Annotated in this window: 14 protein-coding genes; 12 read left to right on the top strand and 2 right to left on the bottom strand. The window is 42.0% G+C overall.

What is annotated here, in order from left to right; translation table 11 throughout:
- The first annotated feature begins 58 nt into the window (after positions 1 to 58).
- On the top strand, positions 59 to 643 hold the full coding sequence (locus O3651_RS04640; protein ID WP_371609708.1) for a hypothetical protein: 585 nt from the start codon (positions 59 to 61) through the stop codon (positions 641 to 643).
- A gap of 59 nt (positions 644 to 702) precedes the next feature.
- Here the strand turns inward: O3651_RS04640 and O3651_RS04635 are convergent, their stop codons facing one another.
- Together O3651_RS04635 and O3651_RS04630 are read right to left on the bottom strand one after the other, a co-directional pair.
- Positions 703 to 888: a hypothetical protein gene (locus O3651_RS04635; RefSeq protein ID WP_005589722.1), complete on the bottom strand. Its 186-nt coding sequence runs from the start codon at positions 886 to 888 to the stop codon at positions 703 to 705.
- Between the two features lie 30 nt (positions 889 to 918).
- Complete coding sequence (locus tag O3651_RS04630) at positions 919 to 1,929, bottom strand: lactonase family protein (protein ID WP_371609707.1); 1,011 nt, start codon at positions 1,927 to 1,929, stop codon at positions 919 to 921.
- 237 nt (positions 1,930 to 2,166) lie between these two features.
- Here O3651_RS04630 and O3651_RS04625 point away from each other — a divergent pair, with 237 nt between their 5' ends.
- The 11 genes from O3651_RS04625 to atpA all read left to right on the top strand — a co-directional run bounded on the left by O3651_RS04625 (position 2,167) and on the right by atpA (position 11,535).
- A complete protein-coding gene (locus tag O3651_RS04625) occupies positions 2,167 to 2,433 on the top strand; it encodes a hypothetical protein (protein WP_148888063.1) in 267 nt (88 codons plus the stop codon).
- 28 nt (positions 2,434 to 2,461) lie between these two features.
- Positions 2,462 to 3,727, top strand: coding sequence for an efflux RND transporter periplasmic adaptor subunit (locus O3651_RS04620; RefSeq protein WP_371609706.1), 1,266 nt, complete (start codon positions 2,462 to 2,464; stop codon positions 3,725 to 3,727).
- Positions 3,714 to 4,388 (top strand): ABC transporter ATP-binding protein, encoded by a 675-nt coding sequence (locus O3651_RS04615; RefSeq protein WP_005589728.1) that lies wholly within the window; start codon positions 3,714 to 3,716, stop codon positions 4,386 to 4,388. Before O3651_RS04620 ends, O3651_RS04615 begins: the two co-directional genes overlap by 14 nt.
- A gap of 11 nt (positions 4,389 to 4,399) precedes the next feature.
- Positions 4,400 to 5,617 carry an ABC transporter permease gene (locus O3651_RS04610; RefSeq protein WP_048764025.1) on the top strand — a complete coding sequence of 406 codons (1,218 nt, stop codon included), beginning with the start codon at positions 4,400 to 4,402 and terminating at the stop codon, positions 5,615 to 5,617.
- A gap of 21 nt (positions 5,618 to 5,638) precedes the next feature.
- Positions 5,639 to 6,295 (top strand): response regulator transcription factor, encoded by a 657-nt coding sequence (locus O3651_RS04605; protein ID WP_045496783.1) that lies wholly within the window; start codon positions 5,639 to 5,641, stop codon positions 6,293 to 6,295.
- On the top strand, positions 6,292 to 7,695 hold the full coding sequence (locus O3651_RS04600) for a cell wall metabolism sensor histidine kinase WalK (RefSeq protein ID WP_015604683.1): 1,404 nt from the start codon (positions 6,292 to 6,294) through the stop codon (positions 7,693 to 7,695). The genes O3651_RS04605 and O3651_RS04600 overlap by 4 nt, the downstream gene beginning before the upstream one ends.
- A gap of 318 nt (positions 7,696 to 8,013) precedes the next feature.
- On the top strand, positions 8,014 to 8,214 hold the full coding sequence (locus tag O3651_RS04595) for a F0F1 ATP synthase subunit C (protein ID WP_005589732.1): 201 nt from the start codon (positions 8,014 to 8,016) through the stop codon (positions 8,212 to 8,214).
- Between the two features lie 33 nt (positions 8,215 to 8,247).
- Positions 8,248 to 8,961, top strand: coding sequence for a F0F1 ATP synthase subunit A (gene atpB / locus O3651_RS04590; RefSeq protein ID WP_048764192.1), 714 nt, complete (start codon positions 8,248 to 8,250; stop codon positions 8,959 to 8,961).
- Between the two features lie 22 nt (positions 8,962 to 8,983).
- Positions 8,984 to 9,478 (top strand): F0F1 ATP synthase subunit B, encoded by a 495-nt coding sequence (gene atpF, locus O3651_RS04585; protein ID WP_005589735.1) that lies wholly within the window; start codon positions 8,984 to 8,986, stop codon positions 9,476 to 9,478.
- Positions 9,478 to 10,014: a F0F1 ATP synthase subunit delta gene (locus O3651_RS04580; protein WP_371609705.1), complete on the top strand. Its 537-nt coding sequence runs from the start codon at positions 9,478 to 9,480 to the stop codon at positions 10,012 to 10,014. Before atpF ends, O3651_RS04580 begins: the two co-directional genes overlap by 1 nt.
- Before the next feature lie 15 nt (positions 10,015 to 10,029).
- Positions 10,030 to 11,535, top strand: a complete 1,506-nt coding sequence (gene atpA / locus O3651_RS04575; RefSeq protein ID WP_045496794.1) for a F0F1 ATP synthase subunit alpha — start codon at positions 10,030 to 10,032, stop codon at positions 11,533 to 11,535.
- The last annotated feature ends 7 nt before the right edge of the window (positions 11,536 to 11,542 follow it).

Here is an 11,542-nt window from a genome sequence, read left to right as displayed (position 1 = left end):
AGCAAATCCCTTGAGGCTAACTCAAGGGATTTTTAATAAATAAGGGGAGACTTTTGGGATGTTTTATTTCATTTTGTATATCCTAAGCAGAGAGTGGCCAGCTCTTACTGTTTTATTTATAGGCCTCTTTTTGGCTTATAAACACAAATCAAGCTCTCTGGCGCTTTTGGCAGTTCTTTTATTTCTTACAATCACCAGTATATTCTGGTACCCTCAGTTCAGCCCATGGTTTGCTTTTCCCTTTTTATTTCTTGTTTCCTATTTATTGGTAAAAAAATATAGGTGGGTTCTTTATCCTGCCCTTGCTCTAGGAGCCTTGTTAGTGGCATTTTCTCCTATTCTTGGATATTTTTTCACGGTTTATGTTCCAGTGACCCGGTATGCCCATCTTGAGGAAAGAGGTCAGACAGTAGTGGTTCGGGAAGATTACTATGGAGCATTTTTTAGTGAAAGCGATATAGAAATCATGACCTATGTAAATGGTCAACTCCCTCTGGCCAATAAGATAGTTTATAAAAGGGTTGCTTTACATGATTTTAATAAGGACAAAGATGTCGATAAGGACGTTTTTCTTGCTCAACCTTTGACAAGGGAGCGATTGGAAGAATTAGAGGATTCTATGAATCGGAAATGGACTAAATAAGGCTCGATCAAATAAAAAAGCTGTTGGAATTTTATCCAACAGCTTTTTTAATTAAGATTTTAGAAAATAGACTTAACTTTGTTGATGACGTCGTTGAGCCCTTTTGAATTGGCTACTAAATCTTTTGCTTTATCTAAGTATTCGCCTAGCTCATCTTTGTGGTCTTCAACAAACTTCTTAGCTGCATCAAAATCTTTCTTTTCGATCAATTCTTTGACTTGGTTAAACAATTCTACTGGATTCATTTTGAATGTTCCTTTGATATTTTCTTTTGATTATTGGAAGGTTACGCAGACAGCTTCTGGCACATAGAAATCATGAGAGATTTCTGTTAATCGGCCTGTTTCAGGATCGCGTTTGAAAATAGTTGCATTGTCCGAGTCTTGGTGAACAGCGATGAGGTAGTTTTGGTCAGGGGTGATATTGAAATCACGTGGATTTTTGCCCTTTGTTGGCGTGATTTCAACGAGCTGTAGGCTTCCATCAGCTAGAATTTGATAAACAGCTATTGAATCATGGCCACGGTTAGAGCCGTAGAGGAATTTACCGTCTGCTGAAAGGCGGATGGCTGCCGTTCCGTTAAAATCTTTAAATCCTTCTGGGAGAGTTGAGACGGTCTGCATGTGTTCAAACTGACCAACGCCATCGTAAATCAATACTTCGATAGTAGAATTTAGTTCGCAGATAAGGTAAGCAATTTTATAGTGGTTATGAAAGACAATGTGACGTGCCCCGGCCCCAGCAGCACATGTGTAGGTGGCCAGTTTGTTTAGTTGTCCGTCTTCCGTCACATCGTAGGTAGTGACTTGATCTGTTCCGAGGTCGCAGGTAACTAGATATTGATCGGGAGTCAAGCTAGCATAGTGGACATGGGCAGAGGCTTGATTGGCGTGAGGTCCTTGCCCAACATGGGTGTCTGAATCAGCTAGTTTTAGGCTGCCATCTTCTTGCTGCTTGTAGACCAGCACTTGCCCCTTGTGGTAGTTGGCTCCGTAAACGAGTCCTCTCTCCTCATCTACAGCGACATAGCAAAGCGGAGCGCCTTCTTCAACCACGTGATTGAGCAGCTGCCCTTCTTGATCATAGGCAGCAATCCCGCCTTGTCCGTCTTTTGCACCAACTGTGTACAGATGATCAGCTTGGTCAAAGGCTAGATAAGTAGGGCTTGGTTCTTCGGCTACTAATTCTAAGTTTGAGAGTTGTCCCTTTTCAGTATCAAACTCTGCCTTGTAAATTCCTTTGGAAACTCGTCGGGTGTATGTTCCAAAATAAACTGTTTGAGTCATGTTTCCACCTCATTTTTTAAAATCAATCTATTATACCATAAAACGACTTAAGAAGCTGTTTGGATAGGAAAAGTCCTGTATCTAGAGGACAATCTCAAATTTTATTAAAAAATAGATAAAAAACAGATGGTGGGTAGGAAGGGGATAGACCACTTTGATAGAATGGAATTGTTCAAAAAAACAAATACGATCAGGAAAGCTCAAAATTCCTGTTTTCTAAAACAAAGGAGAAATCAAATGAACGTAAAAAAATTCGCTATGCTTGTAACTCTTATCGGAATGTCTGTCTTCTTCCTAGCTGCATGTGGTTCTAAGACTGCTGACAATAAAGAAATTAGTGATGGGAAAAAAGTAGATTTTAAGAAAGATGCTGTTGATCAAAAAACGAAAACAGTAGACGGCAAGGAAGTGACAGAGTATACCATGCCGGATGGAAATGTAATTCAAATTCCAGCGGATGGAGAAGAATTACCAACAGATGAATCTGAATCAACTGATAAATAAAAGTTAGAACTTGTAGGTTGGAGGCAATATGTTTCAAATAAAAAAAATGAATCGTAAAACCATTCTATTGGGAAGCACGGTCATTCTTGCTTGTGCAGGGCTGGGAGGCTATGTACTTCTTCATCAGGTTAATCAACAACAAGCCATGAAAATGGTCGATAATAAGATTGATTCACTGACGGTCCAAGATGCTGTTAATAACAGTAAAAAGACAAGCCTAGTTTTATCTGGAGAAGTAGTTGCTAACAATAGTAGTAAGGTCAAAATTGACCCATCTAAAGGTGAAGTTAAGGAAGTATTTGTCAAGAATGGCGATACTGTTACGCAAGGGCAGCCCCTCTTTTCCTATGTGACCTCGCAGGAATTGACAGCCCAGTCTGCTCAGTATGATGCTCAAGCTAAGGCTAATAGCATTACGGCTGCTCAAACTAGCGCATCAATCAAATGGGAAACGTATAACCGGAAGCTAGCTAATCTCAATACTCTTAAGAATAAATACAATTCTAGTAAGGATGAGTCTTTGTTAGATCAGATAAAATCTGCTGAAGACGAAGTTGCTCAAGCGCTAAGTGATGCTAAGACTGCTGACAATGAAGTAACGAATGCTCAGATTGAGGCTGAGAAGGCTCAGGTGACAGCTCAGACGGAATCAGACCGCATGAAATATGACACCGTGACGGCTGATACAGCGGGAACCATTACCTCTATGAACGAAGATCTTCCGACTCAATCCAAGGCTAAAAAGGAAGAAGAAACCTTTATCGAAATCATGGACAAGTCCAAAACTTTGATCAAAGGGAGCGTTAGTGAATTTGACCGTGAGAAGCTGAGTGTGGGTCAGAGAGTAGATGTTGTGGACCGCAAGGATCCTAAGAAACGCTGGAGTGGTACCGTGACGCAAGTCGGCACCTTGACAACTGCAAATACTGGAAATAGCAATGGTGGAAATAAACAACAGGAAAATCCCAACCAAGGCAAGTTCCCTTATACTGTCGAGCTGGACCAAGGCGGTGAAATGCCACTTGTAGGCTCCCATTCTTATGTCAATGTCGTAGAAAATGCTCCTGAGGCCGGTAAGGTAGTCGTCAACAAGGCCTATACTTTCAGTAAAAATGGTAAGACCTATGTCTGGAAGGTAGAGGGTAAAAAGGTAAAAATGAAGGAAGTTAAGACCAAGAAAGTCTCTGACCGTTTGGTAGAGATTACAGAAGGTCTGACTATGAAGGATACCATTTCGACGCCTAGAGAAGGCATGAAAGACGGAATGGAGGTAGGACAGAATGTTAAAGCTTAAGAACATCCACAAATCTTATCAACAGGGCAGTCAGGAATTTCCGATTTTGAAAGGAATTGATTTGCATGTGAAAGAGGGGGATTTTCTAGCGATTATGGGGCCGTCTGGATCAGGTAAGTCCACTTTGATGAACATTATCGGCTGTTTGGACAAGGCTAGCGCAGGTTCTTATCATATCGAAGGGACTGACGTCTCTGACCTGTCCGACAACCAACTATCTGATTTGCGTAATCAGAAGATTGGCTTTGTTTTCCAGAATTTCAACCTCATGCCTAAGCTGACAGCCTGTCAAAATGTTGAACTGCCTCTGACTTACATGAAAGTTCCTAAAAAAGAGAGACGTGAGCGCGCTTTAGAAATGCTGCGGCTGGTCGGTCTGGAAGAGAGAAGCGACTTTAAGCCTATGGAGCTGTCCGGTGGTCAAAAGCAACGGGTAGCCATTGCGCGTGCCTTGGTAACCAATCCCAGCTTTATTCTGGGAGACGAGCCGACTGGAGCGCTGGATACCAAGACCAGTGTTCAGATCATGGAGCTGTTCAAGCAATTTAACGAACAAGGCAAAACCATTGTCATCATTACCCACGAGCCGGAAGTGGCTCAGCTTTGCAAGCAAACGGTTGTCTTGCGGGACGGTAATATAGAGACTCGGGCATTAGGATAGAAGGGGGCTATATGGAAGATATTTTTGTAGCTCTAAACTCCATCCTGTCCCACAAAATGCGCTCTATGCTGACCATGCTAGGAATTATCATCGGGATTGGCGCTATTATTGCTATCTTTTCCATCATTGAAGGAAATACAGAAAATACTAAGCGTCAGCTGATCGGTGGTAGCAATAATACCATCAAAGTCGTCTACGACAAGAAAAGCGCCATCGATCCCTCTATTCCAGAAAAATCCCAAGCGCAGAAGCCTTCCTACATTCCCTTCATGGGAGAGGATGTCTTGTCCAAAATCAAGGAAATTCCTGGAGTTAAAAATGCTTTGATGACCTATGGGGCGGACGAAAAAATTTACTATCTCAGTCAAAAGTCATCTAGCAAGGTTCAGGCAGTTTCCCAGTCGGTAGCTGACATCAAGCAGCAAAGGCTGTTGGAAGGGGAGGGCTTTGACTCTGAAGCCTTCAAAAATCAAGAACAAGTAACCTATCTAGAAAAGTCTCTTTATGATACTCTCTTTCCTAAGGGAGACGGCATCGGTAAGTATGTAGAAGTCAAGGGCAATCCTTTTAAAGTTATTGGCGTCTTTGAGTCTACTGAGCAGAGTGGCCTAACCTCTGGTTCGGAAAAGGTAGCCTATATTCCTCTGCAACAATGGCATCGGATTTTTGATACCATCAATGTCAGCCCAGAAGTCACCGTTCAGACCCACAAAGCCGATGATTTGAAGAAGGTGGCCAAGAAGGTCAGTGATTACCTCAATCAGCAGATGCCTCAGTCAGACTATATGTTTGGTGTGCTAAATCTGCAAGAATTTGAGCGCCAATTGGATAACCTCAACCAGTCTAACTTTGTCTTGCTAGCGGGTATTGCCAGCATCTCCCTTTTAGTCGGAGGTATCGGTGTTATGAATATCATGCTGGTTTCAGTGACAGAGCGGACGCGTGAAATCGGGATTAAAAAGGCTCTGGGAGCTCGAAGGAAGATCATTCTCAAGCAGTTCCTGATCGAAGCGGTCATCCTGACCCTGATGGGAGGAATTATTGGCGTAGTAGCAGGTATCGCCTCTGGTTTTGCTATTACCCAGTCTTTGGCCTATCCTTATATTTTATCCCTCTTTTCAGTCTTTGTAAGTTTGCTCTTTTGTTGTATAATAGGAGTAGTATTTGGGCTCTTGCCAGCAGTGAAAGCATCCAAGCTGGATCCAATTGAAGCCCTGCGATTTGAATAAATAAAGGAGAATCAAGCATATATGCACAAGATTTTAGTAGTGGAAGACGATACTACGATCAATCAAGTCATTTGTGAATTTTTAAAAGAAAGTAACTATGCAGTTACACCAGTCTTTGATGGAGGCGAGGCTTTGCTTCAATTTGAAGCAGAGTCTTTTGACTTAGTTATTTTGGACATGATGCTGCCAACCATGAGTGGACTGGATGTCCTCAAGGAAATTCGCAAGACTTCTCAGATTCCGGTCATGATCCTGACGGCGCTAGATGATGAGTACACTCAGCTAGTCAGCTTTAACCACCTCATCAGCGACTATGTGACCAAGCCTTTCTCACCACTAATCTTAGTTAAACGGATTGAGAATATTCTGCGACGAAATACGGTTGCGTCAGAGATTACTGTTGGTGATTTGACCGTCTCTATCGATGATTGTACCGTTTACTGGCAGGAAGAAAAGATGCCTCTGACCAAGAAAGAGTATGAGATCTTGCAGGCTCTAGCCAAGAGAAAGGATCATTTAGTGACCCGCGATCAGCTCATGAATACCATTTGGGGCTACAGCGAGCTAGATAGCCGGGTGCTGGACAATCACATCAAGAACATTCGTAAGAAAATCCCAGGTATCCCTCTAAAAACCATCACAGGTATGGGCTATCAGCTTGGAGGAGAAGACACGTGAAGATTGTCAAAAAGAACTTCCTCTTGACGACTTTCATCATCTTTGTTGTTGTGACGATCGTTCTATCCACTCTCTATTTCGCCATGCCGGTTTATTACCAGCAGGTCAAGGGGGGAGAAGCCCAGCGTGAGTTTGCTCAGGTAGCCAAGCAGGTCAAGGGAAAGTCCAGCCAAGAAATCAGTGAGCTTTTGAGTAATTATAGCAAAAAAAGCAATCAGATCTGGTTCACCTTGCTGGCAAAAGACAATACAATTCTTTACCCAGCACTCGAAACGAATGGAGAAAGCTCTCTCCAGCTGACCATTGTTCCGACCATTGCCAATAGCAATTATGAGAGTAAGACCCTGTCAGAAAGTTTTCGGACATCAGATGGCAAAGAAGTAGTCCTGCGTGGGGAATATTCCCTGCAACCCGTTTCGGACGCCAGTCGGATCTTGCTCAATCTCTATCCCTTTGTATTATTCTTGTCGCTGAGTCTGGGTGGGCTTGCCGCCTATCTCTATAGTCGGACCTCCAGTCAGCGGATTAAGGATATCTCTTCTAGCACTCGGCAGATGACCAGTCTGCTTCCAGATGTTTCCTGTCAGGTGAAAGGGCATGACGAGATTGCTGATTTGGCTCAGGATATCAATCACTTATATGCTAACCTCTTAACCAGTATGGAAGCTCTGCGATTAGAAAATGAGAAAGTCGCAGAAAGCGAGCGCGAAAAGGCAGAATTTCTCCGAATGACTTCCCACGAACTCAAGACACCCATCACCAGTATGATGGGAATGATTGACGGGATGATTTATGGAGTGGGCGATTTTAAAGATCGGGACAAATACCTACAGAAGTGCCGCGAAATATTGGAAGAGCAATCAGGCTTAGTCCAGTCCATCCTAGCCATTTCAAAACTAGAAATGACCATGGAGACAGAGCGAGAAATCTTCTCTCTCAAAGAGCTGCTTGAAGCAAATATCAGTACATACAAGGTTCTGGCGGACCTCAAACACTATCATTTTAATGTCCAACTCTCAGAAGCAAAAGTCCGAGGTAATAAGACTTATTTACTAAAGGCTATTAAAAATCTGATTGACAATGCCTTTCATTATACAGTGGAAGGTGGAGAAATCTTGGTTCGTTTAGAAAATGGAATATTAATTGTAGAAAATGAAGCTGAGCGAGTGCTGGATGAGTCACAGATTCAGCAGATTTTCCAGCCATTTTATCGACCAGACTACAGTCGCAATCGCAAGGATGGCGGTACTGGACTGGGACTCTTTATCGTGCAGCAAATTTTAGAAAAGCACCATCTCACTTATCGCTTTGAAGCAGTTGAAAATAGATGGATGCGCTTCACAATTTTTTTACCTCAAACGGAACAGATGAGAGTGGGACAGAAATCGGTAATTCGTTAGAATTCGATTTCGTCGTCCCACCTCCGCAAAGTTGAGTAGGGCTGTAAAAGCTGATGAAATCAGCGTAATAGAGCCCACTCAACCACTGCGTCTTGCTCAACAATCCAAAGACAATTGAGAGGCTAGGACTTTTGTCCCAGCCTCTTTTGCTTGGATTTTTATAGGATAAATGTTTGAAAAGCACTTTTATTCAAGTTTTGTTTTAAATTTAAAAGAAAAGTGCAAAAAACGCTTACAATATCACAAAATAATTGACTATTACCTTTATTAGGAGTAAACTAATGGGGTACATTTAAAAAAATAAAAGGAGAATTCATCATGAATTTAACATTTTTAGGACTTTGTATTGCCTGCTTTGGCGTCTCATTAGCTGAAGGTTTGATTATGAGTAATCTGTTTAAAGCAGCTTCACGTCAGCCAGAAATGGTTGATCAATTAAGAAGCTTGCTCATCATGGGTGTCGCTTTTGTTGAAGGTACTTTCTTCGTTACTTTGGTTATGTCTTTCATTATCAAATAGTTTTTTCTATTTTAGAAAAGGGGGTGTCAAACCTTGGAAGAGAGTCTTAATCCGACTATTCAGCTAGGCCCAATATCCTTTGATTTGACCCTGCTTGCTATGTCACTTGTGACCGTTTTGATGGTCTTTGGCTTTATCTACTGGGGCAGTAGAAAAATGTCCATCCGACCAAAAGGAAAGCAAAACTTACTTGAGTACGTCTATGATTTTGTCATTGGATTTACTAAAGAAAATATTGGGGAACACTACATCAAAGATTATTCTTTGTTTATGTTTGCCTTGTTTCTTTTTATTGCAGTTGCCAATAATATCGGTTTGATGGCTAAAATTCAAACCACCAATGGCTACAATCTCTGGACCTCACCGACGGCAAATTTGGGCTATGACCTAGCCTTGTCCTTTATCATTACATTGATTAGTCATGTGGAAGGAATCCGTCGTCGTGGTTTTAAAGATTACTTAAAAGCTTTTGCAACACCTGGATTTATGACTCCAATGAATATCTTGGAAGAATTTACCAATTTTGCCTCCTTAGCTCTGCGGATTTTCGGAAATATCTTTGCAGGGGAAGTCTTGGCTGGCTTGTTGCTTACCTTGTCACATCAAGCATTTTATTGGTATCCAGCTGCTTTCCTAGGTAGTATGTTATGGACAGCCTTCTCGATATTTATTTCATGTATCCAGGCCTATGTCTTTACCATGCTGTCTTCGATGTATATCGGTAAGAAAATAAACGGTGAAGAATAGTAAGTAGAAAGGAAGAAAAGGAATGCACGTAACTATCGGTGCCATTATTGGTGACTTTATTCTCATCGCTGGTTCCTTCCTTTTATTAATTTTTTTAGTAAAGAAGTTTGCCTGGGGCAATATTACCAGTATCTTAGAAGAACGTTCTAAAAAGATTACGGATGATATTGACGGGGCTGAGTCAGCCCGTAAAAAGGCTGAGGAACTTGCGCAAAAACGTGAGAATGAATTAGCAGGAAGTCGTCAGGAAGCAACGACGATTATCGAACATGCTAAGGAAACAGCTGAAAAAAATAAGGCTGGAATTTTAGCGGATGCAGCTGAAGAAGCTGGACGTTTGAAAGCAAAAGCCAATCAGGAAATTGCTCAAAGCAAGGCAGAAGCCTTGAATAGCATTAAAGACGATGTGGCTGACCTAACAGTAAGTCTTGCAAGTAAGATCTTGAGCCAGCAGCTTGATACAAAAGCACACAGTGAGCTTATTGATCGTTATATTGATAAATTAGGAGATGCTTAATGGACAAAAAGCACTATGCGGTAATTGAAAAATATACCTTGCCTTTTGTTCAATTAGTATTTGAAAAAGGTCAGCAACAAGATGTTTTTGAAAAACTAAGCCAAATTAGGGCCGTGTTTGAGGAAACAAATCTTGCTGACTTTTTATCACATATTGGCGTTGATGAGGGAGAGAAGGAGAAGGCTCTTCGACTTTTCCAAAACTCAGATTCACAGCTGATTGATAACTTTATCGAAGTCGTTATTCTCAATCATCGAGCAGATTTGTTCTACGATATGTTGGTAGAAATTCAGCATCAGATTGAGAAACAAAGCAATGAATTTGAAGTGACGGTTAAATCTGTTCAAGCATTGACAGACAGTCAAAAAGAAAGATTGAAACCAATGATTGAGCAAAAAATGGGCCTTAAGGTTCGCTCGCTCAAGCAGAAATTAGATGCTAGCCTGATTGGTGGCTTCGTCATTTCAGCCAATAATAAGACAATTGATGCAAGTATAAAACGTCAATTACAACTCGTAAAAGAAAATTTGAAATAGAAAGTGGTGTGAATTTTGGCGATTAACGCACAAGAAATCAGCGCTTTAATTAAGCAACAAATTGAAAATTTCCAGCCAAATTTTGACGTCACAGAAACTGGGGTCGTCACTTATATTGGTGATGGAATCGCTCGTGCCCACGGTCTTGATAATGCCATGAGTGGCGAGCTCTTGATTTTTGAAAATGGTTCTTATGGTATGGCCCAAAACTTGGAGTCAACCGATGTCGGAATCATTATCTTGGGTGATTTTACAGATATTCGTGAGGGCGATACGATTCGCCGCACGGGTAAAATCATGGAAGTTCCTGTCGGAGATGCTTTGATTGGTCGTGTCGTAGATCCACTTGGTCGTCCTGTTGACGGCTTAGGTGAGCTTGCTACAACTAAAACACGCCCTGTAGAAGCACCAGCTCCAGGAGTTATGCAACGGAAGTCTGTATCAGAACCATTGCAAACAGGTTTGAAAGCTATTGATGCCCTTGTACCAATTGGTCGCGGCCAACGGGAATTGATTATCGGTGACCGTCAGACTGGTAAAACTAGTATTGCCATCGATGCTATCCTCAACCAAAAAGGGCAGGATATGATCTGTATCTATGTTGCCATTGGTCAAAAGGAATCTACTGTCCGTACACAAGTGGAAACTCTCCGTCAGTATGGAGCCTTGGATTATACTATCGTGGTAACAGCGTCAGCTTCTCAGCCTTCTCCATTGCTTTTCTTGGCTCCTTATGCCGGTGTAGCAATGGCTGAAGAATTTATGTACAATGGCAAGCACGTCCTCATTGTTTATGATGACTTGTCAAAACAAGCGGTAGCCTATCGTGAACTTTCTCTCTTGCTTCGCCGTCCGCCGGGTCGTGAAGCCTTCCCAGGGGATGTCTTCTACCTTCACAGCCGTCTGCTTGAACGTTCAGCTAAAGTTTCTGATGAGCTTGGTGGTGGATCAATCACCGCATTGCCATTCATCGAAACGCAGGCAGGAGATATCTCAGCTTATATTGCAACCAACGTAATTTCAATTACAGATGGACAAATCTTCCTTGGAGATGGTCTCTTTAATGCAGGGATTCGTCCAGCTATTGACGCTGGTTCTTCTGTATCTCGGGTAGGTGGATCTGCACAAATCAAGGCCATGAAGAAGGTTGCAGGAACCCTGCGTATTGACCTTGCTTCATATCGTGAGTTGGAAGCCTTTACCAAATTTGGTAGTGACCTCGATGCAGCAACCCAGGCTAAGTTGAACCGTGGACGCCGTACAGTAGAAGTATTGAAACAGCCAGTTCATGAGCCACTGCCAGTTGAAAAGCAAGTTGTGATCCTCTATGCGTTGACTCACGGCTTCCTTGATGCAGTACCAGTAGATGAGATTCTTCGGTTTGAAGCAGAGATTTTTGCTTACTTTGACGCTCATCATGAAGATATTTATGAAACCATTCGTCAGACAAAAGATTTGCCGAGCGAAGAAGTGCTGGATGCCGCTATTACTGAATTTATAAATCAGTCTAACTTCAAATAAGAATAGA

The sequence above is a fragment of the Streptococcus sp. 27098_8_73 genome (assembly GCF_041432495.1).
GTDB lineage: Bacteria > Bacillota > Bacilli > Lactobacillales > Streptococcaceae > Streptococcus.
Note: the sequence above shows the minus strand (reverse complement) of the source record. Positions and strands in the feature narration are given on the sequence as shown.